This is a genomic window from Nitratireductor alexandrii (assembly GCF_004000215.1).
In the GTDB taxonomy this organism is placed as follows: Bacteria; Pseudomonadota; Alphaproteobacteria; order Rhizobiales; family Rhizobiaceae; genus Mangrovimarina; species Mangrovimarina alexandrii.
This window is the reverse complement of sequence record NZ_RBVY01000002.1, coordinates 389,301-411,753: the sequence shown is the minus strand read 5'-3', so window position 1 is coordinate 411,753 and position 22,453 is coordinate 389,301. Positions and strand designations below refer to the sequence as shown.

Annotated in this window: 18 protein-coding genes and 2 tRNA genes; 10 read left to right on the top strand and 10 right to left on the bottom strand. The window is 65.0% G+C overall.

What is annotated here, in order from left to right; translation table 11 throughout:
- Nucleotides 1-66: 66 nt before the first annotated feature.
- Genes EP380_RS05685 through EP380_RS05670 form a run of 4 tightly spaced genes read left to right on the top strand, consistent with a single transcriptional unit; the run spans nt 67 to nt 3,852 of the window.
- Nucleotides 67-849 carry an ABC transporter ATP-binding protein gene (locus EP380_RS05685; RefSeq protein ID WP_127597278.1) on the top strand — a complete coding sequence of 261 codons (783 nt, stop codon included), beginning with the start codon at nt 67-69 and terminating at the stop codon, nt 847-849.
- Nucleotides 849-1,565: an ABC transporter ATP-binding protein gene (locus EP380_RS05680; RefSeq protein WP_106569817.1), complete on the top strand. Its 717-nt coding sequence runs from the start codon at nt 849-851 to the stop codon at nt 1,563-1,565. Before EP380_RS05685 ends, EP380_RS05680 begins: the two co-directional genes overlap by 1 nt.
- The gene (locus EP380_RS05675) at nt 1,562-2,587 is read left to right on the top strand and encodes a branched-chain amino acid ABC transporter permease (RefSeq protein WP_199190402.1); all 1,026 of its coding nucleotides are present in this window, start codon (nt 1,562-1,564) and stop codon (nt 2,585-2,587) included. Before EP380_RS05680 ends, EP380_RS05675 begins: the two co-directional genes overlap by 4 nt.
- Nucleotides 2,584-3,852 (top strand): branched-chain amino acid ABC transporter permease, encoded by a 1,269-nt coding sequence (locus EP380_RS05670; RefSeq protein ID WP_127597276.1) that lies wholly within the window; start codon nt 2,584-2,586, stop codon nt 3,850-3,852. The genes EP380_RS05675 and EP380_RS05670 overlap by 4 nt, the downstream gene beginning before the upstream one ends.
- A gap of 138 nt (nt 3,853-3,990) precedes the next feature.
- On the opposite strand, the gene EP380_RS05665 is transcribed toward EP380_RS05670, so the two are convergent.
- Nucleotides 3,991-5,202 (bottom strand): ABC transporter substrate-binding protein, encoded by a 1,212-nt coding sequence (locus EP380_RS05665; protein ID WP_199190403.1) that lies wholly within the window; start codon nt 5,200-5,202, stop codon nt 3,991-3,993.
- 293 nt (nt 5,203-5,495) lie between these two features.
- On the opposite strand from EP380_RS05665, the gene aztC reads away from it, so the two are divergent.
- The gene (aztC, locus tag EP380_RS05660) at nt 5,496-6,491 is read left to right on the top strand and encodes a zinc ABC transporter substrate-binding protein AztC (RefSeq protein WP_127597273.1); all 996 of its coding nucleotides are present in this window, start codon (nt 5,496-5,498) and stop codon (nt 6,489-6,491) included.
- Between the two features lie 78 nt (nt 6,492-6,569).
- Here aztC and EP380_RS23855 read toward each other — a convergent pair whose 3' ends face one another.
- Complete coding sequence (locus tag EP380_RS23855; RefSeq protein ID WP_275068982.1) at nt 6,570-7,010, bottom strand: hypothetical protein; 441 nt, start codon at nt 7,008-7,010, stop codon at nt 6,570-6,572.
- Between EP380_RS23855 and EP380_RS05655 the strand changes: the two genes are divergently transcribed.
- Together EP380_RS05655 and EP380_RS05650 are read left to right on the top strand one after the other, a co-directional pair.
- Nucleotides 6,999-7,781, top strand: a complete 783-nt coding sequence (locus EP380_RS05655) for a hypothetical protein (protein WP_275068981.1) — start codon at nt 6,999-7,001, stop codon at nt 7,779-7,781. The genes EP380_RS23855 and EP380_RS05655 overlap by 12 nt on opposite strands.
- 11 nt (nt 7,782-7,792) lie before the next feature.
- On the top strand, nt 7,793-9,001 hold the full coding sequence (locus tag EP380_RS05650; RefSeq protein ID WP_127597271.1) for a GTP-binding protein: 1,209 nt from the start codon (nt 7,793-7,795) through the stop codon (nt 8,999-9,001).
- 18 nt (nt 9,002-9,019) lie between these two features.
- Here the strand turns inward: EP380_RS05650 and EP380_RS05645 are convergent, their stop codons facing one another.
- A complete protein-coding gene (locus tag EP380_RS05645; RefSeq protein WP_106569820.1) occupies nt 9,020-9,493 on the bottom strand; it encodes an Lrp/AsnC family transcriptional regulator in 474 nt (157 codons plus the stop codon).
- 134 nt (nt 9,494-9,627) lie between these two features.
- Between EP380_RS05645 and EP380_RS05640 the strand changes: the two genes are divergently transcribed.
- Nucleotides 9,628-13,053: an indolepyruvate ferredoxin oxidoreductase family protein gene (locus tag EP380_RS05640; RefSeq protein ID WP_127597269.1), complete on the top strand. Its 3,426-nt coding sequence runs from the start codon at nt 9,628-9,630 to the stop codon at nt 13,051-13,053.
- Nucleotides 13,054-13,123: 70 nt separating this feature from the next.
- Here the strand turns inward: EP380_RS05640 and EP380_RS05635 are convergent, their stop codons facing one another.
- The 4 genes from EP380_RS05635 to EP380_RS05620 all read right to left on the bottom strand — a co-directional run bounded on the left by EP380_RS05635 (nt 13,124) and on the right by EP380_RS05620 (nt 19,059).
- Nucleotides 13,124-15,541, bottom strand: a complete 2,418-nt coding sequence (locus tag EP380_RS05635) for a hypothetical protein (RefSeq protein ID WP_127597267.1) — start codon at nt 15,539-15,541, stop codon at nt 13,124-13,126.
- Between the two features lie 218 nt (nt 15,542-15,759).
- Nucleotides 15,760-16,881 carry a hypothetical protein gene (locus EP380_RS05630; RefSeq protein WP_127597265.1) on the bottom strand — a complete coding sequence of 374 codons (1,122 nt, stop codon included), beginning with the start codon at nt 16,879-16,881 and terminating at the stop codon, nt 15,760-15,762.
- Nucleotides 16,882-17,222: 341 nt separating this feature from the next.
- Nucleotides 17,223-18,818: a CYTH and CHAD domain-containing protein gene (locus EP380_RS05625; RefSeq protein WP_164749765.1), complete on the bottom strand. Its 1,596-nt coding sequence runs from the start codon at nt 18,816-18,818 to the stop codon at nt 17,223-17,225.
- Nucleotides 18,819-18,982: 164 nt separating this feature from the next.
- Nucleotides 18,983-19,059: transfer RNA gene (locus EP380_RS05620), tRNA-Asp, on the bottom strand.
- Between the two features lie 287 nt (nt 19,060-19,346).
- On the opposite strand from EP380_RS05620, the gene EP380_RS05615 reads away from it, so the two are divergent.
- Nucleotides 19,347-19,422 (top strand) — tRNA-Val (locus tag EP380_RS05615).
- Nucleotides 19,423-19,552: 130 nt separating this feature from the next.
- On the opposite strand, the gene EP380_RS05610 is transcribed toward EP380_RS05615, so the two are convergent.
- Entirely contained in the window at nt 19,553-20,107 is a 555-nt protein-coding gene (locus EP380_RS05610) for a peptidylprolyl isomerase (protein WP_127597261.1), read from the bottom strand.
- Nucleotides 20,108-20,158: 51 nt separating this feature from the next.
- On the opposite strand from EP380_RS05610, the gene EP380_RS05605 reads away from it, so the two are divergent.
- A complete protein-coding gene (locus tag EP380_RS05605) occupies nt 20,159-20,668 on the top strand; it encodes an oligopeptide/dipeptide ABC transporter ATP-binding protein (protein WP_420845841.1) in 510 nt (169 codons plus the stop codon).
- A gap of 126 nt (nt 20,669-20,794) precedes the next feature.
- Here the strand turns inward: EP380_RS05605 and EP380_RS05600 are convergent, their stop codons facing one another.
- Nucleotides 20,795-21,640 (bottom strand): fumarylacetoacetate hydrolase family protein, encoded by an 846-nt coding sequence (locus EP380_RS05600; RefSeq protein WP_127597257.1) that lies wholly within the window; start codon nt 21,638-21,640, stop codon nt 20,795-20,797.
- Between the two features lie 72 nt (nt 21,641-21,712).
- Complete coding sequence (locus EP380_RS05595; RefSeq protein WP_127597255.1) at nt 21,713-22,450, bottom strand: SDR family oxidoreductase; 738 nt, start codon at nt 22,448-22,450, stop codon at nt 21,713-21,715.
- Nucleotides 22,451-22,453 lie beyond the last annotated feature (3 nt).

Below are 22,453 nucleotides of genomic sequence, written 5' to 3'. Positions count from 1 at the left end.
AAACGGCACCGAAAAAGCCGGCATGCTCCGACGAGCGGGAAACAGGCAGCATTACAAGCAGGCCGCATGACGACGATCATTGACGTCCAGGACGTGACGAAGCGTTTCGGCAACGTGCTCGCGGTCGACCGGTGTTCGCTGCAGGTCGAACAAGGCACCATCACCGGCCTGATCGGCCCCAACGGCGCTGGCAAGACGACGCTGTTCAACATGGTCGCCGGCGCCTTCGCGCCCAGTTCCGGGCGCATCCTGCTCGATGGCGAGGACGTGACCGGGCTTGAGGCGCACGCGCTTTTCGCGCGCGGCCTGCTGCGCACCTTCCAGATCGCGCAAGAATTCTCGCATATGACGGCGCTGGAAAACCTGATGATGGTGCCGGCGCGCCAGGCGGGCGAAAACTTCTTCAACGCCTGTTTCCGGCGCGGTGCGGTGCTCGCCGAGGAGGCGCAAACGCGCAAGAAGGCGGAGGACGTGCTCGGCATCCTCAAGCTCACCCACGTCAAGAACGAAAAGGCGGGCAATCTGTCGGGCGGGCAAAAGAAGCTGCTCGAACTGGGGCGCGTGATGATGGCCGAGCCGCGGGTGGTGCTGCTCGACGAGATCGCCGCCGGCGTCAACCGCACGCTGCTCAACGACCTCGCCGCGGTCGTCCAGCGCCTCAACCGCGAGGACGGGCTTACCTTCTTCGTCATCGAGCACGACATGGATCTGATCGCGCGGCTGTGCGATCCGGTGATCGTCATGGCCGCGGGAACCGTCATGGTCGAAGGGCCGATGTCGGAAGTCCGCAACAACGCCGACGTAATCGAAGCGTATTTCGGCGGCACGCCCGCCGATGGAGGGCGCTGATGGCCCTGCTGGACATTCGCGACATCCACGCCGGTTATGGCGGGGCGAACATCCTCAACGGCGTCAGCATCGCCATCGAGGCCGAAGAGATCGGCGTCATCGTCGGGCCCAACGGTGCCGGCAAGTCGACGACGCTGAAGGCACTGTTCGGCCTTCTCACCATCTCCAAGGGCAGCATCACCTTCGAGGGAAGCGACATCACCAACACGCCACCGGAAAGCCTGGTCAAGCAGGGCCTTTCCTTCGTGCCGCAGGAATATAACGTCTTTCCCACCATGAGCGTGCACGAAAACCTGGAAATGGGGGCCTATGTCAGGCGCGACGATTTCCGCCACCTCGTCGACCAGGTCTACGGCTTCTTCCCGCCGCTGAAGGACAAGCGCCGCCAGCCGGCGGGCGAACTGTCCGGCGGCCAGCGCCAGATGGTGGCGATCGGACGCGCTCTGATGACGGAACCGCGCCTACTGCTGCTCGACGAGCCGACCGCCGGCCTGTCGCCGCTGTTCACCAGCGAGATCTTCGAACGCATCGTCGCCATCAACGCCGCCGGCACCGGTATTTTGATGGTGGAGCAGAATGCGCGCCAGGCGCTGGCGATCGCACACAAGGGGTTCGTGCTCGCCGGCGGACAGAACCGCTTCACCGGCACCGGGCAGGAATTGCTCGACGATCCGGACGTGGCCAAAAGCTTTCTCGGCGGGGAGGACCAGCCATGACCGAGGTCGATCTGCTGACCGCCCTGCCGGTGCGCGAGTTCGTGTTCTTCATCAACAAGGGTATCATCGCCGGGCTGATCATCGGCTCAATCTATGCGCTCGGCGCGGTCGGGGTGACGCTGATCTTCGGTATTCTGCGGTTTGCCCATCTCGCCCATGGCGACATGATGACCACCGGCGCCTTCATCGCGCTGATACTGACCGCGCTCCTGCCCGGCGTCGGGGCGCTGGTCGGGCTGCCGACCGCCTTCGTGCTGATGCCGATCGCGATGGCGCTGACGGCGCTGCTGGCGATCGTGCTCGACCGCTGGTTCTACCGGCCGCTGCGGCAGGCCAATGTGCGCCCCGTCACCATCGTCATGGCCTCGGTCGGCGTCATGCTGATGATGCAGGGCCTGATCCGGCTGGTGTTCGGCACGGGAACCCGGCCGCTCTATGTCGGGGCCAAGGACATCTATCGCGTGCCGGTCGGCGACGGCTTCATCGTCGTTACCGAACCGCAATTGCTGTTGTTCGTGTTCACGGCGCTGTGCATCGTCGCGCTCCACTTCTTTCTCACGCGCGCGCGGCTCGGCAAGGCAATGCGCGCTGTCTCCGACAATGCCGACCTGGCTCGGGTGTCGGGCATTCCCACCGAGCACGTTGTGCGCGCCACCTGGATCATCGGCGGCGCGCTGGCGGCGGCCGGCGGCACGCTGCTGGCCCTCGACGTCACCTTGAAACCCGATCTGAGCTTCAACATCCTGTTGCCGATCTTCGCCGCGGCGATCGTCGGCGGGATCGGTCAGCCCTACGGCGCGGTGGCAGGCGGCCTGGTGGTCGGCTTCACCGAAACGCTGGCCGTGTTCAACTGGGCGATCCTGCTGAGGCCGCTCGCGCCGTTTCTGCCGGACTGGGTGGAACTGCCCACTCAACTCGCGCTGGTGCCGACCGAATACAAGATCGTCATTCCCTTCTTCATCCTGGTCGCGGTGCTGATCTGGCGACCGACGGGAATCTTCCGCGGGAGCGTGATCAAATGACGAACCGCGCCGGACGCGAGACCCTGCTGTTTGCCGGCCTGGCCGTCTTGATCGCCCTGGTCTTCGCCGCCCAGGGCGCGGCGTTCGGAACGCGCATGCTGGTCGAGGCAAGCTGCCTGGCGATCGTGGCGCTCGGCCTGACCATCCAATGGGGATATGCCGGCTTGTTCAATGTCGGCACGATGGGTTTCATCGCGATCGCAGCCTACACGACGGTGCTGGTCTCGTTTCCCGTCAACGGTGCCTTCTGGACGTCGAACGGCCCCGCCCTTCTCGGCAAGACCGCGCTTTACCTGGCTGTCGGTGGGCTTTTCACCTACGCGATGAGCCAGACCCACCGCCTCGGCCTGCCAAAGAAATTCCGCACGCTGCTCGCCCTGATCGCCGGTGCCGCGACCTATATCGCCGTCTCCGGCGCGCTCGGCCAGGCTGCCGCCCATATCGAGGGCGAAGCCGGCTTCATCGGCGGTTTCGGCCTGCCCGTGTGGATTGGCTGGCTCGGCGGCGGCATCGTGGCCGGCGCGCTCGGCTGGCTGATGGGCCGCATCACGCTCGGCTTGCGGGCCGACTATATGGCGATCGCCACGCTCGGCATCGCGGAGATCGTCAAGGCCTATCTGAAGAACGCCGACTGGCTGACGCGCGGGACGCTGACCGTCTCGCCGCTGCCCTGGCCGGTGCCCACGCCGGCCGATCTCGGCTTCGTCATGTCGCGCGCGGCCTATCTCAGCGTCACGGCGGTGATGATCGTGGTCATCTTCGTGCTCCTGCAGCGGGCCTGGGCCGCCCCCTGGGGCCGGATGATGCGCGCCATCCGCGACAACGAATTGTCGGCGGCCGCGATGGGCAAGGACATCAACCGGCGCCGGCTGGAAATGTTCGTACTCGGCAATGTCATCATCGGCATCGGCGGCGGCGCGCTGATCACCTTCAGCAGCATTTTCGACCCGTCGAGCTTCCTGCCGCTGAACCACACGTTCCTGGTTTGGGTGATGGTCATCCTGGGCGGTGCCGGCAACAATCTCGGCACGATTTTCGGCGCGCTGTTCGTCTATGTCATCTGGACGATGTCGGAGCCGGCGGCGCTGTTCCTGTTCGACCAGATCGCCTATTGGGGCGACAGGCTGTTCGACTGGCAGGCGCCGGCCGACATGACGACGCGGGCCCTGCAGATGCGGGTCTTCGTCATCGGCCTGACGATCACCCTGGTGCTGCGCTTCGCCCCGCGCGGCCTGATCGCCGAGCGGCCGGTCAAGTATGAATGACGGCGGCGCCCTTGCGCCGCCTCGTCGCCGTTGTCTGCAATTTTCAACCCGCTCCACTGCCGTGCGCGGCGGTGTGAGCCGCCCACGAAAAAGGCCCGGGACGACCCCGGGCCTTTCGCATGGAAATGATCGGTCGAATTAGTCGACCTGGCCGACTTCCTTGAAGACCACGCCGTCGACGACCGTCTTGACGATCACGCCCGGCACGTCGCCGTTGTCGTCGAATTCGTGGCTGCCGGAGGCGCCCTCGTAATTGATGTCGGCGCCCTCGGCGAGAAGCTTCTTGGCCTTTTCCCATTCGCCCGGCAGGATCACCTCGCCCGGCGCGCTGGCCACCTCGCGCAACGCCTTGCTCAGCCCCTCACGGCCGCCATTGCCGTTCTTTTCGATGGCGAGCGCGATCAGGAACGCGGCATCGTAACCCTGCGGCACGAAGGTGCCGGTGGGCGGCACGCCGGCCTCTTCGGCGAGCTTGTTGAAGACGGACGTGCCGTCGGTCTCGCTGCTGCCGGGGCGAGTGGCGACCATGCCCTGCAGCGGTGCCTCGCCGACAGCGGGAACCAGCGTGTCGCTGATCATACCGTCGCCGCCGGCGAACTTGGCGAAGTCGCCGCCTTCGATAGCCTGGCGAATGATGGTTTGACCGGAGCCGTCGGCATAAGCGAGCACGACCAGCATGTCCGCACCGGAGCCGGCGAGCTGACCGATCTCAGCGCGGTAATCCGCCTTGCCGTCCTCGTGCGCCACGTTGGCAGCGACCGAACCGCCCTGCTCGGCAAACGCGGCCGCCAGCGCATCGGCGAAGCCTTTGCCGTAGTCGTTGTTGACATAGGTGACCGCGATGTTTTCGACGCCGTCGGCGCGCAGCGTCTTGGCCAGCATCTGGCCCTGATAGGCGTCAGACGGGGCGGTGCGGAAAACGAGATCGTTGTCGTCGAGCCCGGTCAGCGCCGGCGAGGTGGCAGCCGGCGAGATCAGCACCACGCCGCCTGGAATCGCGGCCGTGTTGGCCGCGGCGATGGTGGCGCCCGAGCACAGCGGCCCGACGAGGGCTGTCACATTCTCGGAGTTGACCATGCGGTCGGCGGCGCCGGAGGCGGCCGTGGTATCGGCGCAGGTCGAATCGCCCTGTACAAGGTCGATCTTGCCGTCGAGAATGCCGCCCTGGGCATTGACCTGGTCGACGGCGAGCTTGACGCCCTCGAAGATCGGCGGTGTCAGGCTTTCGATCGGCCCGGTGAACCCTCCCAGAAAGCCGATCTTGACATCCTCTGCGCTGGCGGGCGCGGCCATGGCCAGCGCCAAGCCGGCGACGGACGCCGCCATGACATTGCGAAATACGGTGCTCATGAAGAATCTCCCTGTTTGTCCGTCTCTTGGCATCCGCATGGCGGACCAGACGCTCCGCGCGCCGGACATGCACGGTAGCCGTGGGCCGATATTGGAATTGCATTAGTACTTTGTAAAGCCGTGCACCGGTGTTCACCGCCAGGAATCCGCGCGCCGCCATCCCCGGCAAGCACGACCTTTATACCGTAATAACATTACATCTTATCTTGACGAATGTAATAACATCACATACCCCTTGCACGTCGGCGCCGACCCTGGCGACGACGGAAATGCGTTTGACGAAGGAGTTGACGATGCGATCCCTGGCCCAAGCCGCCCTTGCCGGACTTTCCCTTGCCGTTGCGGCGCCGAGCGTGCAGGCCGGCGCGGAACCGTTCGACGTGGTGGCGAGCTTTTCCATCATCGGCGACTTCGCCCGCGAGGTCGGCGGCGATCGCATACGCCTGACCACGCTGGTGGGGCCGAACGGCGACGCCCACGTCTACGAACCGCGCCCGGCCGATGCCGCCGCCATGACCAAGGCACGCGTCGTTCTGGTCAACGGGCTGCAATTCGAAGGATTTCTCGACCGGCTGATCGAGGCCAGCGGTACCACCGCAGCCGTGGTCGAAGTCTCGAAGGGCGCGCATATCCTGCCCGTCGACGGAGAGGCTCACGACCATCACGCGGACGAGGACAAGGCGGCCGACCATCATCATGACGAGGCCAGTGATGAGGACGGCCACGCCGAAAAGGATCACGCCGGACACGATCACGGCGCCTACGACCCGCACGCCTGGCAGTCCGTCGAGAATGCCGAGCGTTATGTCAAAAACATCGCCGAGGCCTTTTGCCTGACCGACCGCGACGGCTGCGCGACCTATCAGGAAAACGCCGCCGCCTATATCGGGCAGCTCCAGACGCTCGACGCCGACATCAAAACCGCGATCGGCGAGCTTCCGCAGGACAAGCGCACCATCATCACGTCGCACGACGCGTTCGGTTATTTCGAGCACGAATACGGCCTGCACTTCCTGGCCCCGAAGGGCCTGTCGACGGAGGCCGACGCCTCGGCGGCCGATATCGCGGCGCTGATCCGTCAGGTGCGCGAAGAACGCGCGTCCGCGATCTTTGTCGAAAACATCACCAATCCTCGCCTGGCCGAGCAGATCGCGGCCGAAACAGGCTTGCAACTGGGCGGGGCGCTCTATTCGGACGCGCTGTCCGATAAGGATGGCCCGGCGGCGACCTATATCGACCTGATGCGTCACAATCTGACGACTATCACCAGTGCCATCGCCGGCAGTTGAAGCCGGTCGCGCCAAGGAAAAAGCCGGTTTGTGCCGGTTTTTTCTGGCCATTAGATGTAATGTTATAACATATTGGATTTAATCGACATGGCCATACGTTTCCACCGTTCCATGATCCTGGCATGCGCCGCCACCTTTTTCGGCTGCCCGGCCAGCGCCGAACAAATCGAAGCCTGGCGGGTTTTCGTCGCCGACCATTCCGAGCCGGTGGTCCGGGCGATCGACCTTCGCGACGGTGACGAAATCGAGCGGTTTGCGCTCACCGGCGCGGCCCGGCTCCATCGTTCGCAAAGCGGGCGCATGGTCTATGCCGTGCAACGCGATGCCAACCGTGTCCAGATGATCGGCACCGGCATCGCGCTCGGCGATCATGGCGATCACGGAGACATCACGATCGGAGCACCGAGGCTGCTCAAGGCAACCCTCGCCGGGCAGAAACCGGTACATCTGGTCGAGCGCGATGGCATGGCCGCCGCCTTTTTCGACGATGAGGGCATTGCCCGGCTGGTGGCTGAGCATGCCGCGCTCGAGGGAACCGGAGAGCCGCAAGAGATCGCCAGCAGAGCACCGCATCACGGCGTAGCGATCCCGTTCGGCGTCCATATGCTGATGACGCGCCCCCACCCGAGCGACCCAGGCGCCCTGCCCGTCGGTCTCGACCTCTTCGGACCGGACGGCGCGCCGGCAATCGATTACGCCCCCTGTCCCGACCTGCATGGCGAGGCCCAATCCGGCAACCTCGTCGCCCTTGCCTGCGAGACCGGGCTGTTGGTCGTCGCGCCTGGCCAGGCGCGGCCGGAAATCCGCCACCTGCCCTATGCGGCCGGGCTGCCCGAGGGCAAGACGACCAAGCTCGTCGGCGGCACGGGGTTGCGCTATTTCCTCGGCAATTTCGCCCCGCGAGTTCTGGTACTGATCGACCCGATGCAAGAACAGGAAAACTTTCGCCTGGTCGAGCTCCCGACCCGCGCCGTGGATTTTGCCTCCCATCCGGCAAAGCCGCGTTTCGCACTGGCCTTCACCGAGGACGGCCATCTGCACCGGATCGACGTCGTCGCCGGCCGCATCGACCGTTCGGTGCGGCTGACCGGGCTCTACAGCATGGACGGCCACTGGAGCGATCCGCGACCGCGCATCGCTGTGGCGGGCCCGCGTATCGTGGTCAGCGATCCCCTGGCCGGCCAGCTTCATGTCGTCGACACCGAAACGTTCGAGACGATGGGCTCGATCGCGGTGGCAGGCGAACCGTTTTCGATCGTCGCTGTCGGCGGCGCCGGCGAAACGCATTGAAGGGCCGCGACATGCCAAGCGCAAATCCAAAACGGCGCCTACCGACGACCGTGCTGTCGGGCTTTCTGGGGGCTGGAAAAACCACCCTGCTCAACCATGTACTCAACAATCGCGAGGGGCGCCGGGTCGCCGTCATCGTCAACGATATGAGCGAGATCAATATCGACGCGGCCCTTTTGCGCGACGGTGGCGCCAACCTGTCGCGCACCCAGGAACGGCTTGTCGAAATGACCAATGGCTGCATCTGCTGCACCTTGCGCGACGACCTGCTGGATGCGGTGCGCGAACTGGCCGCGGCGGACAGATTCGACCACCTTTTGATCGAATCGACAGGCATCGCAGAACCGCTGCCGGTCGCGGCAACCTTCGCGTTTCGCGACGAAGCCGGCCGAAGCCTGTCCGACCTCGCGCGTCTCGATTCGATGATCACCGTGGTCGATGCCGTCAATCTTCTGAGGGATTACGGGTCGGCCGACTTTCTGCGCGATCGCGGCGAGACGGCGGGCGCCGACGACGACCGCGCCCTGGTCGACCTTCTGGTCGAACAGATCGAGTTCGCCGACACGATCGTACTCAACAAGGTCTCCAGCGTCCCGGCTCCGCAGCGCGCTATCGTGCGCCAGATCGTCAAGGCGCTGAATCCCGAGGCGGAACTGATTGAGACCGATTTCGGCGACGTCGCGGTCGCGCGCATCCTCGCGACAGGCCGTTTCGATTTCGACAAGGCGCAGGCCAATCCGCTGTGGTTCCAGGCCCTGCACGGTTTTCTCGACCATGTGCCCGAAACCGAGGAATATGGCGTGCGCTCGTTCGTCTATCGCGCACGCGCGCCCTTCGATCCGCTTCGCCTGAAGCAGTTCATCGACGGCACGTGGCCGGGCGTCGTCCGCGCCAAGGGCTTCTTCTGGCTTGCCACCCGGCCCGACCATGTCGGCGAACTCAGCCAGGCCGGCGCGCTGGTGCGCACGACACGGCGCGGCCGCTGGTGGGCGTCCGTGCCAGCGCGAAACTGGCCCGACGATGCCGAATGGCGGGCCGCCATGAAACCCTATCTCGATCCCATCTGGGGCGACCGGCGCCAGGAACTGGTCTTCATCGGCTGCGACCCGATGGACGAGACCCGGCTGCGCGCCGCGCTCGATTCCTGTCTTGTCGAGGCGCCGGACTTTACGCCGCAACGATGGCGATCAATGCCGGATCCGTTTCCCTCATGGTCGTGAGCAGCCGCCGGGGCGACATCAAAGCGCCACGGCGGTTTCCTGCTTGATATCCTTCAGCACCAGGTTGGTGCGTACATTGGCGATACCGGGAAGGCGAAACAGGAATCCTTCCAGAAAGCCGTTATAGGCGGCGAGGTCCCGGCATACGACGCGCAGATGGTAATCCGCCTCGCCGGTGGTGGCGAAACAGTCGAGCACTTCGGGACGTTGCGATACCTCGGCGATAAAGGTGTCGACATGGCGATGATCATGACGGGTCAGCGACACGTTGACGATGGCATGGAAGGCCATGCCGGCACTGGCGGCATCGACCAGCGCGACATAACGGCGAATGATGCCGGCCTCCTCCAGCGCCCGCACCCGCCGCCAGCAGGCCGATGCCGACAGACCGGCCTTTTCGGCCAACTCCTGGTTGGAGATGCGGCCATCGCGCTGCAAAAGCCGCAACAGCCGGCGGTCCTGGTCCTCAAGCCTGATCGCATTCCGGCTCATATCCGGAAGCCCCTTTCTCAATTACGCCGCCAACCGGTCGAAGTTTTCATTTAGTGGGGCAGATAACGGCAATCTGAACAAAAATTCCAGCGCAAATCGGCTACACTTCCCCCTTCATTTCCTGGGAGGAACCCGTGACCGCGCACGATCCCGTCCGCGACTATTACCGCTACCGGCTCGAGGACCGCTATGCCGCGACTTCCGGCCGCGTCTTCATGACCGGCACCCAGGCGCTTGTGCGCGTGCTCGTCGACCAGGCCCGGCGCGACCGGCAGGCGGGTCTCGACACGGCCGGTTTCGTGTCGGGCTATCGCGGCTCGCCACTCGGCGGCGTCGACCTGGAACTGTGGCGCGCCAAGGCGCTGATTGCCGAAAACCGCATCGAGTTCCTGCCCGCCGTCAACGAAGATCTGGCCGCGACGGCCGTGCTCGGCACCCAGCAGGTCGAAACCAATCCCGACCGCGAGGTGCAGGGCGTGTTTTCGATGTGGTACGGCAAGGGACCTGGCGTCGACCGCGCCGGGGACGCGCTCAAGCACGGCAACGCCTACGGGTCCTCGCCGCATGGCGGGGTGCTGGTGGTGGCCGGCGACGACCACGGCTGCGTCTCCTCCTCGATGCCGCACCAGTCCGACGTCGCCTTCATGGCCTGGTTCATGCCGATGCTGAACCCGGCCAGCGTCGGCGAATATCTGGCCTTTGGCGAATATGGCTACGCGCTGTCGCGTTTTTCGGGCATGTGGGTCGGCTTCAAGGCGGTATCGGAAACGGTCGAATCGGCTGCCTCTGTGGAGATCGGACCCGACGGGGTCTTTGCTGCTCCCGATTTCGACCCGCCGCCCGGCGGCCTGCATTATCGCTGGCCCGACCTGCCCGGCCCGCAGATCGAGGAGCGCATGGAGGCGAAGAAACACGCCGTTTTCGCCTTCGCCGAGGCCAATCCGATCGACCGGCACATCTACGACGTCAAGAAGGCCCGTTTCGGCATCGTCACCACCGGCAAGGGCCATGGCGACCTGATGGAGGCGCTGCGCCTGCTGGGCATCGGCGAAGCCGAATGCCGCGAACTCGGCATCGACATCTACAAGGTCGGCATGGTGTGGCCGCTGGCGCGCCGCGACGCGCTCGACTTCGTGCGCGGCAAGGACGAAGTGCTGGTGGTGGAGGAAAAGCGCGGCATCATCGAAAGCCAGTTCAAGGAATATTTTTACGACTGGCCCGGTCACAAGCCCAGGGTGATGGTCGGCAAGCGCGACGAGTGCGGCGAAAGGCTGGTGCCGTGGACGGGCGAATTGTCGCCGCGCGCCCTGGTGCCGATCGTCGCCGGCCGGCTCGAGGGGTTGTTTCCCGGGCGCGGCTTCGCCGAGCGGGCGGCTGCGATCACGCGCGCGGAACCGATCGCGATTGCCGTCGAAGGGGCCGCGCGCACGCCCTATTTCTGCTCGGGCTGTCCGCACAACACCTCCACCAAGGTGCCGGAGGGCTCCAAGGCGTTGGCCGGAATCGGCTGCCATTTTATGGCAAGCTGGATGGACCGCGAGACCAGCTCGCTGATCCAGATGGGCGGCGAAGGCGTCAACTGGGCCGCCTCCTCGCGCTTTACAGGCAAGGGCCATGTCTTCCAGAATCTCGGCGAAGGCACCTGGTATCATTCCGGTTCGATGGCGATCCGTCAGGCGGTCGCCGCCGGCGCCAACATCACCTACAAGATCCTCTACAACGACGCCGTCGCCATGACCGGCGGCCAGCCGGTCGACGGGCCGGTCAGCGTGCAGGCGATCGCGCACCAGGTACGCGCAGAGGGCGTGGAGCGCATCGCGCTGGTTTCCGATCAACCGGAAAAATTCCGTCGCGGCGACCTCCCCCCCGGCACCAGCATCCATCATCGGCGCACGATGGACGCCGTGCAGCGCGAGCTGCGCGAGATTGGCGGCGTGACGGTGCTGATCTACGAACAGACCTGCGCGACGGAAAAGCGCCGGCGCCGCAAGCGCGGCACGATGGAGGATCCGAAGAAATTCGCCGTCATCAACGAATTGGTGTGCGAGGGCTGCGGCGACTGTTCGGTGGAATCGAACTGTCTGTCGGTCGAACCGGTCGAGACCGAGTTCGGGCCCAAGCGGCGCATCAACCAGTCCTCCTGCAACAAGGATTTTTCCTGCGTCAACGGTTTCTGCCCGTCCTTCGTGACAGTCGAGGGCGCGACACGGCGCAAGAAGACCGGGCTGGAGGTCGACCTGACGAGACTTGCCGGCGTCCTGCCCGAGCCGGAACCGCCGGCGCTCGACCAGCCCTACGATCTGCTGATCACCGGTGTTGGCGGCACCGGCGTGATCACGGTCGGCCAGCTCGTCACCATGGCCGCGCATCTGGAAGCGCGCGGCGCGTCGGTGCTCGACTTCACCGGTTTCGCGCAAAAATTCGGGCCGGTCCTGTCTTATGTCCGCATCGCGCCGACGCCGCAGATGCTGCATCAGGTGCGCATCGACCAGGGCGCGGCCGACGCACTGATCGGCTGCGACATCGTCGTGTCGTCCTCGCCCAAGGCCTCGACCTCCTACCGGCCGGGCATGAAAGCCGCGGTCAATCTGGCCGAGATGCCGACCGGCGACATCGTGCGCCGGCGCGACGCCAGCCTCAGGGTCGACGCGCGGCTGGCCGCCATCACCGCCGTCACCGGCGCCGACAACATCGCCGCGCTCGACGCCAACCGGGCGGCGGAAAAACTGTTCGGCGATTCGGTGTTCGCCAATGTGATGATGCTGGGCTTTGCCTGGCAGGCCGGGCTGGTGCCGGTGTCGTTGGAGGCGCTGCGCCAGGCAATCGTGCTCAACGGCGTCGCGGTGGAGCAAAACCATCGTGCCCTGCTGCTCGGGCGTATCGCCTACGCCGAACCGGCGCGGCTGGCCGCGCTGATTGCGCCGCCGGCGGCGGCACCGGAAACGCTCGATACGCTGATTTCACGCCGCGAGGCGTTTTTGACCGACTACCAGGACGAGCTCTACGCCACCCGCTATCGCATGATGGTCGACAAAGTGCGCGCCGCCGAGGCGGGACTTGGCAGCGAAAGCCTCACGGCGGCGGTCGCGCGGGCGCTGTTCAAGCTGATGGCCTACAAGGACGAATACGAGGTGGCGCGGCTGCATACGCAAACAGGGTTCGCGGAGCGGCTGAAAGACGAGTTCGACGGCGAGTTCCGTATCGTCCATCATCTCGCGCCGCCCTTCCTGCCCGGCGGCAAGGATGCACGCGGCCGGCCGCTGAAACGCGCCTTCGGTCCCTGGATCCGCCTGCCCTTCTGGCTACTTGCGCGTATGAAAAGCCTGCGCGGCACGGCGATCGATCCGTTCGGCCACACCGCAGAGCGGCGCATGGAGCGCGCGCTGATTAGCTGGTACGAACACAAGATCGACCGCGCGCTTGGCGAACTCGCGCCCGACACGCAGGCCCGGCTGGCCGACGCCATGGCGCTGCCGATGCAAATCCGCGGCTACGGGCCGGTCAAGGAGGAGGCAGCGGCAAGGACCAAGGCCGAGATGGAGGCCGTGCTGGCCGGGTAGGCGCATTCACGGCCGGCATCCCTCCGCCACACCGTGCCCGGACGGGCGCCTCCCCCCGCGTCGCCCGCGATCAAGCCCGTTGCGGAACGCCCTTGCGCTCCACCGGCGTTGCGTGCGCGCCCTGCAGCCGGCCGACGAAACTGATCGCCTCGGCGATGTCGCGCGCCGTCGCCTCGTCGATATAGGTGGAACGATCCGGCGGCAGAAACTGCGTCCAGTAGCCTATGATCTGCGGCGCGGGCGCCCGGGCGATCATCTGGCCGTTCATGACGTAGCTGTTCATGCTGTCTTCCTCCGAGCTCGCGGCCTCGGAGCGCGAAATCGAAAACACCAGAAACCCGCCGCCCTGGCTCTTGACCGATTTCGACGTGCTGCGCAGCGCCTCGGATTCGGCCATGTCGATCTTGACCTTGATCGACACGTCCTTGGCCAGAAGCACGGCCACCGGATAGGCGGGGAAGGAATAGTTTTTGAGAACGTTGAGCAGCTTTTCCTCGCCCTTGTCGCCCATGAATTGATAGTTTTCGAGCTGGGTGTCGGGTGCGAGCGGCTTTTGCAGCGTGCGGAAGAAATCCGAGGTGTGGGTGAAAACCTCCGGCTTCATCCAGGCCCTGTCGATCAGCACCTTTTTGCACAGGAACCCGATCTGGATTTCGTCGGACGCCTGCATGAAGCGCTCGGCGAACTCGGTTCCGCTCACCTCGGTCGTGCCGCCGCCGCTGCCCAAAAACAGGTTCACGCCCCACTGCATGCGGTCGAAATAGGTGTTCATCGTCTTCGACGTCGCCAACTGGTCCTTGGAGATGGTGACGGTGAGCTGTGTCCAGCGGTTGTTGGCCGGGTAGTCGAGCTTGTTGGGGAAGGAATTGGTGCCGAACGCGTTGGTGTCATTCAGGTCGATATTGGGGTTTTGTTCCTTCAGCTTCTCGTTTTCCGGCGAATAGAGATAGTCGTAGTAGACGTTGGAGGCCGACGCCATCTGCCGTTCCAACCGCTCGATCGCCGCCAGCTTGGTCTCGAGCTGCTTGACATAGGCGTCGAGCCATTCGAACTGGATGCGGTTGGCGTCGGTCTGCAGAAATTTCGTCGCCGCTCCCGCCAGGGCCCAGCCGCTGTCGATCAAGGTTTGTTGCGCGTCGACGAGCTTGCCTTGGCCGGTGCCCACCTGATCGGCGATGTCCTTGATCATCGCCCAGTCCATGGTCTGCGGCACACCCTTGCTCGGTTCCGACTTGCCCAGATTGGTGCCCAGCTCGTTGATTTCGTCGGTCAGTTCCTTCTGCTCGTTGCTGTCGGTCACGTTGGCCAGCGGATTGCCGCGCGATTCCATGACGTCGCAGAATATCTTGACCGCGGTGACGGCGTTTTCGGTATAGGTCTTAATCAGCGCCGACTGGGCGTCGCTGAAGGCCTGGCCCGCCTTCTGGAAGGCATCCGCATCGGCTTTCACCGTCGCATCGTCGATCTGCGGGATGATCGCCATCCAGGTGCGGATCTCGAGCTCAAGCTGCGTGCGCGCGACGTCGAGCGCCTGTTGCTGGGCTTCCGGATCGGCCAGAAGATCGATGAACTTGGTCGAAGGCTTGATTTCCTTCGGCCATGAATACGGCACGCCGCGCGTGGGGTAATAGTTCATCCCTTCCTGGTAGGGAACAGGGATGACGGCGTTGCGCACGAGCTGCTTGGCCTCGTTCAATCCGCCGTCGTCGCTGGTGTCGAGCACGGTGATGGCGTCCTGCCAGGCCGTCAGCGGAAATTCGACGACGAGTTGATCGTATTTGGCGTTGATTTCCTGAATATGGCCGTCTGCGTTGACGGCATACCAGGCCAGATATTCGTCCCAGGCACGTGTAGGATCGAGCGGATTGTCGGCCTTGAATTTGGCCCGCATCTCGGCCTGCAGCTTGCCCCAGTTCTGCTTGGCCCTGATCCATTGCTGGAACAGATAATCGAAATAGTCGACCAGGCGGATGGTGACATCCTTGCCGTCGATCACCACGTCCACCTTGGTTTGCAGGCGCTCGCGAATGATTTCCTGCAGGCGGATCAGGTCGACGCTCGGCATGGGGCCGAGTTGCGCGACGGCCTGCTTGTAGCGATCCGACACCCGCGTCCCGTCGGGCTGGGTGATCGGCGCCGGGGGCACATATTGATCGAGGATCTGCGAGGTGCGGATGAGCGCGCGCTCGGGCATGTTGCCGGCCGTCTCCTCGCTATCCTCCCATCCGAGGTGTCCTGCATCGAGCACGGTGCCGGGCCAACACAGACAAAACATCTGGGTCGGGTTCTTGTTGGCGAAACTGGCGATGATGGCGTTGTAGATCGCCTCGGAAAAATCCTGCGCCGGCGGCGGCGCGGCCTTGACGCGGGTCTGGCCATTGGGTCGCGGCGTTGTCTTGGCGGTTTTTTCGGCCTGTTTGGCGTTCGCGGCCGGCGACGACGCATCGGCCTTGGCCACCTTGCCGGATTCCTTTTCGGTTTCGGGCATCCCATCCTCTCCCCTTGTTCAGCGCCGCGCTTGGCCGCGCGGTCATGGTGGCGATCGCCTTGTTTGCCCTCCGGCAGCCGCACGCATCCAACCGTCGCCCCGACCCCGGCCGCGAAGGCTGAAGCCTGGCTTCACGGATGGTCGTGTCGTTCGCGCGCCGTTTCGAAAACCGACATCCGCCGGTCGTTGCCATGCCCTCGTCAGGCGGTTTCGCCGCGTTAGTGCAGCATCTTCTTGTTACAGCCCTTGGCGTCCGGCGTGGCGTTGCAGGCCTGCAGCTTCTTCACCGAACTGTCGTAATTCTTGCTCCAGCTCGTCGGCTTGGCTCGCGGCGGCATCCAGTGGGTGTCATCGAATTCGCCGGTATCGAGCTGGTTCGGCGCCAGCTTGCCGGCCGAATAATCGGTGAACGAGCCGCTGGAATTGCCGAGCCCGAGGCTGTGGCAGGTCACGCACGCCCCCTCCTCGCCCGTCTTGCGCGGCTGAATGTCGAAGTAGCCGTGATATTGCTTCCAGCTCGCACCGAAATGGTCGAGCGCGACGATCTCGTAGGCTTCGCCGGAGCTACGCCGCGGTAGGCTGTCGGTCTTGTTGATCGTCACCTGATAGGCATAGGGCGTGCGCACATAGGGGTTGGCGTCGTGGCATTGGGCGCAGTTGATCTGTTCGACCACGGAAGGTTTGTCCCAGAACGCATCCGCGCCGGCCTCGAAGGGAGAAGGAATATCGGTTCCCGGGATCGCCTGCTGCGGGGCAAAGGCGCTGCCGGAGACGGTAAAGGCGGTCAGATTGGGGTCGGACAGCCGCTGGAAAAAGCAGGTTTTCTTGTTGGCCGGGCTGTAGACGATCATGGCGATATCGTCATATTCCGGCTTGATCTTCTCTTCCGCGAGGCTGCGATATTTGTAGTTGCGGCACAAAAGCGCGTAATAGGGCCAGTCCTTCTGATCCACGTCCTGCTGCTCGACCTGTCGCACCTGAAGGCGTGAGTTCGGCACGCATTGCCCGATTCCGCCGCGCGAGATGTCGAGGATGGGCGGCTTATCGCATGCCGTCTTGTCGGTGAAGTATTTCGAATCCGCCGGCGTGTCGGCGGGGATCGGCACCCCCTTCTGGCTTATCGGCAGAATAGGACCGTCAATGCATTGGAACCGCTTTGGAAAGGCGATCGGGTTTTTTCCGGAAAGCTCTGTCAAACATTGGTTTGCGTATTCGGAGAATTTTTGCTGCAACACGTCCCCTGCCACTTCGGAGCCGTCCTGAGCTTGCGCCTGTCTCAACCCGACAAGATCAGGCAAAAAGACGCTGAAAAACGATACAAAAACCACATTTCCGGCCACGACTCCACATAAATTGAAGCCGAAACCGCGACATCCCAGGGACATCTACGATCCCCTTTTGCACATAAAATGAACTCTACATCGATGGTTTCGGATTTTTACTTAAAATGCAACTAGAAAATGTATTTCATTGCTTATATTGAGATTTTCATACATTCGGAGTTGCAGACGGGACGAAAAGGGACGCCCGCGACGTCCGGACCGCGGCGGATCTTTGCGATCCGCGGCGGCGCTGCGGCGCTGCCGGCAGGTCAGGTTCTGCGACGGGTTGCCGTTGTCGGCAGGCTCTGTCGGCGACGGCCAGGCGGCGGCGTGATCCGCACGCGCCGCAAAGCCGCCCCTTATCCGGTCCAGGGCCGGCCGGCGGCGCGGAAGGCGTCCCACAAGGCACGCAGGCCCGCTTCCAGATCGGCCAGGTCGCGGGCCTGCCAGCCACGTATCGCGCCGCATGCCTCATGCCCGGCCGCCGGTGTTTCCGGCACGGCCAGCCGGTCGAGCAGAGCGGCGGTGACGGCGACGTCATTGTAACGGCCGAGCCCGTCCTGGAGAGCCGACAGCGTCTTGGCGTAGCGTTTTGCCCGCTTGCCCCTTGCGCACAACGGCAGCAGGAAGTCGGTGACGTAGCGAAGCTTCTTGACCGCCAGGCGCAATTCGTGGCGGGCTTCCGGTTCCAGCCTGTCGAAATGCCGCCCCTTGGCCAGCACCTTGCGGTGCTGGCGCGTCAGCACGGCGAGCGCATGGTCGGTCGCCGGCGCGGCAAGAGCGGCGCGCGCCTTGTCAGACAGTTCGGCGCGCCAACCCCGGCATTCGATCCAGCGGGCGAGCAGAAGCTGAAAGCGCTGGGCGCGACGGTCGGCCAGCGCGGTGCGGGCTTTATCGTAGCCCTCGGCGCGCAAGCGCTCGGCCGCGGCTTGCAGGACGGCGAAACCGGCAATCTCCGGGCAGCCCGAGGCGACGGGCGGCACGGTCTCGGCCAGGAAAACGTCCCACTCGCGGGCGTCGCCGTGCGCGCTGGCCAGCCAACGCGCCTCATCGGCGAACGCGCCGGCCTCGGACGAGTCGGTCAGCTTGCCCAGCAGCTTGAGGATGGCGCGCATGCGCCGCAGCGCGACGCGCAGCTGGTGGACCCCTTCGGGATGGCGACCGTCGACGGCGGCCGGCTTGTTGTGCACGAAATGTAGCAAGGCATCGACCAGCATAGCCGCGAAAACGTCGTCGAGGACGACCCGGCCGCGAAGGGCGCTTTTCTTCGCCTTCGCATAGGCCGGTGGCCGGCCGAGCGCCAGGTCGAAGCCGCGCGCCGCCTTGCTGCGGACGCTGAGCTCGGCCGGTCCGTGATCGAGAAGGCCGAGCGCCAGATCGTAGAGGGCCGATGCGGCGCCGCTTTCGAGCTCGAATTCGAGCTCGCAGATCGGCTCGCTCGCCGCTCCGGCCACGACGCGGCCTTCGTCGACGGCCAGTTCGATCACGGCGTCGGGCAGGTCGAGCTTGCGCGTGCGGCGCCTGACTTCGGTCGAAAACATCGGTTCGAGCGGGGCCGCGCCGAGCGCCGCGAAGAAGGCTTTGGGCAGGTGCGGGGCCAGCACCTCGATGCGCGGCTGCATGTCCGGCACCGGCGCCTCCCACTCGCTGCGCCCGAGCAGACCGCCATTGACGGGCGCCGTCGACTTGACCGTCATTGTGCAGGCCGAGCCCTTGCTGCGCACGCGCAGCGTAAAGCCGGCTTCCCAAAGGGACCGGTCGGGCGTGTCGTAATAGACCGAGTTCAGGCGGCGGACGGTCCCGGCATTGCGGGCATGACGCTCGATTACCGGCGCGCATGCTATCTCGGCCAGGCGCGCGGCGGGAACCACCAGCTTGAGCTCGATTTCCGTCGGCGCGGCGCGCGCGCCGGCCTCGGCGCCCGGATCGTCAAGGGTCTCGGCCGAAGCCGGCATCGAGCTTGCCTCCCTGTCGCGCAAAACCAACATTTCACACCTGGCACGCGCGGCGGCGACCGTGTCGTGGCGAACTGTCGGAAAAACGGCGACCAACGTCAAGACGGCGCAAGCCATAGGCGCTGCGCACTGCCTGTTTCAGGAAGACGGAATCGAGACAAGAATGGCGCGAGTGACGGGGCTCGAACCCGCGACCTCCGGCGTGACAGGCCGGCACTCTAACCGACTGAGCTACACCCGCGCTGCGACTTGCGTTGCCCACAGGCACCGTCGTCGTGGCGGCTGAATTAAGCGGTTCGCGAATGCCTGTCAAGCGCCCCGAGAGCGATTGTGCACGCCCTTGCCGGACCGAGGCGAGCGGCGTCGCGCCAACGACGCGGGCGGGTGGGTTTTATCCTGCCGCGGGCAGGCACACGGCAGGCTCAGCCTGCGACAAAAAACACGACACCGACCCCGGGCCGGCCATGCGTGCGCGCTGCCGGCGAAGGCTTGCACATTGCCCACGAAGCGCTTAAACCGCGCCGAGGCGGGCGATTAGCTCAGTTGGTAGAGCGCTTCGTTTACACCGAAGATGTCGGCAGTTCGAGCCTGTCATCGCCCACCATTTCAACTGCCTATTTCCGCAACGTCGCGCCAGACGAGGCCTTCTTGCTGCTACGCCCTCCCCCGGGGCCGCCAGCTTCGCTGGCAACACACATCGGCGACCACCGTTTTGGAGCGGGTCGATCGTCCGGTCACCGCGCTGCGTCCGGCGAAGCCATCCTGGCAACCCGGACGATACGGATCGGGGTTTCGAGATATTCCTTGCTTGTTGCGCGAGCGAACAGGCTTTCAATGGTCTGGCGGCCGGAGACAAGCTGGCCGAACGCCGCAAAGCCGGCGCGATCGGGATTGCGGCCGCCGCCCTCGTCCAGTTCGGGCTGGTCGCCGCGGCAGATGAAGAAACCCGGCCCCGCAGTGCCCGGCGCGCGCCGGGCCATCGACAGTGTCCCGTCCAGATGCCGCAGCCCGGTCTGCGAGGTCGGCTCGTGCGGGATCGGCGGAAATGGCGGTTCGGTGCCGTTGGTCAGGCGCCACCCCCATTGGATGACCTCGATCTTGTGCGGTGTCTCGGGCGGCTGATTGTGCATGGTGACGATCCGGTAGACCGCACTGCCGTCGAGATGGCCGCCATCGACATAGGCGAGAAAATTGCCGGCGCTGATCGGTGCGTTGGCCTCGTCAACAGCCAGCGTGAAGCTGCCAAGCTCGGTTTCGACCTCGACCCGTGTCGGGGCGGATGCGCTCATGTCGTCCTCGTTTTCATGCTGTGTGCCGCAGCGCGGCGAAAAAACGAGCCGGTGTCGGCGCTCGACGTCTCCGTGCAGGCTCAGATCATCAACCTGCTCAAGGACCTTCAGGCTCGCCTCGGCCTGGCCTATGTGTTCATCGCCCACGATCTGGCCGTCGTCCGCCACATGGCCGACCAGGTGGCGGTGACGTATCTCGGCTGCGTGGTGGAACGCGGGGACCGCAAGGCGCTGTTCGACGCCCCCGGCCATCCCTATACGCGCATGCTGGTGTCGGCCGTGCCGCGGGTGGGTAGTCTTGCGGGCGCCCGCAAGAGGGAAATTCTGGGCGAGATGCCGAGCCCGATCGACCCACCGCCCGGCTGCCATTTCCATCCGCGCTGCCCGTTCGCCGCCGAACGCTGCCGACGCGAGCCGCCGGCCCTGGCCGACAGGGCCGATCGTGGCCTCGCCTGCCACCGCGCCGATGAATTGCCGATTTTCAGCGACGACGCGAATCGGCGTGCACTCGGCCCAGGCGCAATGAAGCGCATGCAACGCTACGTCGACAGCACGCGCTGAGGCCGCTCTTGGATAGGCGGAATCCGCCGCTCCTCCGCATTTCGTGGCTTGGCCGGAGCCATTTGGCTCCGGCCGAGAGCCGTTCTGCTTTTTAACGGAAACGCAGAACGGCTCTCACTTCTTGTTTTAACGCGCGGCCACCACGGTCTGGCGCTGCGTCCCGAGCCCGTCAATGCCGAGTTCGACGACATCGCCCGCGCGCAGATAGCGTGGCGGCGTCTTGCCCATGCCGACGCCCGGCGGGGTGCCGGTGGAGATGATATCGCCCGGTTGCAAGGACATGAAGCGGCTGATGTAAGAAACCAGGAAAGCCGGCTTGAAGATCATCGTCGCCGTGGATCCGTCCTGCATGGTTTCGCCGTTCACCTTGAGCCACATCGGCAGCGCGAGCGGATTTTCGATTGCATCGGCCGGCACCAGCCAGGGTCCGGTTGGCCCGAACGTGTCTGCCGACTTGCCCTTGGTCCACTGCCCCTCGTGCTCGAGCTGGTAGGCGCGTTCGGATACGTCGTGCACAGTGCAATAGCCGGCCACGTGATCGAGCGCTTCGGCTTCGTCGACATATCTGGCCGTCCGCCCGATCACCACGCCGAGCTCGACCTCCCAGTCGGTCTTTTGTGAACCGCGCGGCAGGACGAGGTCGTCATTGGGGCCGCAAATCGCCGATGTCGCCTTCATGAACAGGATCGGTTCGGAAGGGACCGCGGCTCCCGCCTCGGCCGCATGGTCGGAATAGTTGAGGCCGACACAGATGAATTTCCCCGTACCGGCGACGCAAGGGCCGAGCCGCGGATCGCCCTCCACCTTCGGCAACGAGGAAGGATCGATCGTCTTGAGCCGGGCGAGCGCCCGCGGATCGAGCACCTCTCCAGCCAAGTCGTCGACGTGAGCCGACAGGTCGCGCAGCGCGCCCCGGTCGTCGACAAGCCCCGGCCGTTCCCGTCCGGGCGCACCATAACGCACGAGCTTCACATCAGTTCTCCAAATTTTTCGCAGGCAAGTCCGATGCGGCCCCGCGCGGCATCGGCGCGCGGGGCCAATGGATCAGGCGGTCCAGCCGCCATCGATGACATAGGCCTGGCCGGTGGTGAAAGTCGCCCCGGCCAGATGCAGGGCAAGATCGGCGATCTCGTCAGGCGTGCCGATGCGCCCCATCGGCTGGCGCGCGATGAAGGCCGCCCTGGCGGCCTCGTAGTCCCCGCCCGCCCGCATTCTTTGCTGGAGCGAGGGACTGTCGACCGTTCCCGGACAAATCGCATTGCAGCGGATGCCGCGGGCGACGAAATCGGCGGCCACGGACTTGGTCAGGCCGATCACCGCCGCCTTGGTTGTGGCGTAGACGAATCGGTTGGGAGCCGCCTTCACACTGGACACCACCGACGCGATGTTGACGATCGCGCCGTCGCCCTGCGCGAGCATGCCGGGCATAACAGCCCGAATGGTGCGCATCATCGCGCGCACGTTGACATCGACGGCACGGTCGAACTCCGCCTCCGTGGCGTCCATGATCGTGCCGGAATGCACGATCCCGGCGCAGTTCATCAACACATCGAACGGCCCGTGCTCGTCGACCAGCGCGCCGATCGCGCGTTCGTCGCATACATTGAGCCCGGCCGTGCGGATGCCCGCCGGCCCTTCCAGGCCGGCGAGCGCGCTGCGGTCGATGTCGGTGGCGAGCACATGCGCGCCCGCCGCAGCCATGCGCTCAGCGAAGGCCCGGCCGATGCCGGCGCCGGCCGCGGTGACGAGCACCCGCTTTCCCGTCAGGGGCGACACGGTCATGGC

Excerpts from the sequence above, each read along its gene's own strand:
- EP380_RS05685 (WP_127597278.1), top strand. The coding sequence starts at position 67 with ATGACGACGATCATTGACGTCCAGGACGTGACGAAGCGTTTCGGCAAC.
- EP380_RS05680 (WP_106569817.1), top strand. The coding sequence starts at position 849 with ATGGCCCTGCTGGACATTCGCGACATCCACGCCGGTTATGGCGGGGCG.
- EP380_RS05675 (WP_199190402.1), top strand. The coding sequence starts at position 1,562 with ATGACCGAGGTCGATCTGCTGACCGCCCTGCCGGTGCGCGAGTTCGTG.
- EP380_RS05670 (WP_127597276.1), top strand. The coding sequence starts at position 2,584 with ATGACGAACCGCGCCGGACGCGAGACCCTGCTGTTTGCCGGCCTGGCC.
- EP380_RS05665 (WP_199190403.1), bottom strand. The coding sequence starts at position 5,202 with ATGAGCACCGTATTTCGCAATGTCATGGCGGCGTCCGTCGCCGGCTTG.
- aztC (WP_127597273.1), top strand. The coding sequence starts at position 5,496 with ATGCGATCCCTGGCCCAAGCCGCCCTTGCCGGACTTTCCCTTGCCGTT.
- EP380_RS23855 (WP_275068982.1), bottom strand. The coding sequence starts at position 7,010 with ATGCTCAGCCACCAGCCGGGCAATGCCCTCATCGTCGAAAAAGGCGGC.
- EP380_RS05650 (WP_127597271.1), top strand. The coding sequence starts at position 7,793 with ATGCCAAGCGCAAATCCAAAACGGCGCCTACCGACGACCGTGCTGTCG.
- EP380_RS05645 (WP_106569820.1), bottom strand. The coding sequence starts at position 9,493 with ATGAGCCGGAATGCGATCAGGCTTGAGGACCAGGACCGCCGGCTGTTG.
- EP380_RS05635 (WP_127597267.1), bottom strand. The coding sequence starts at position 15,541 with ATGCCCGAAACCGAAAAGGAATCCGGCAAGGTGGCCAAGGCCGATGCG.
- EP380_RS05625 (WP_164749765.1), bottom strand. The coding sequence starts at position 18,818 with ATGCCGGCTTCGGCCGAGACCCTTGACGATCCGGGCGCCGAGGCCGGC.
- EP380_RS05610 (WP_127597261.1), bottom strand. The coding sequence starts at position 20,107 with ATGAGCGCATCCGCCCCGACACGGGTCGAGGTCGAAACCGAGCTTGGC.
- EP380_RS05595 (WP_127597255.1), bottom strand. The coding sequence starts at position 22,450 with ATGACCGTGTCGCCCCTGACGGGAAAGCGGGTGCTCGTCACCGCGGCC.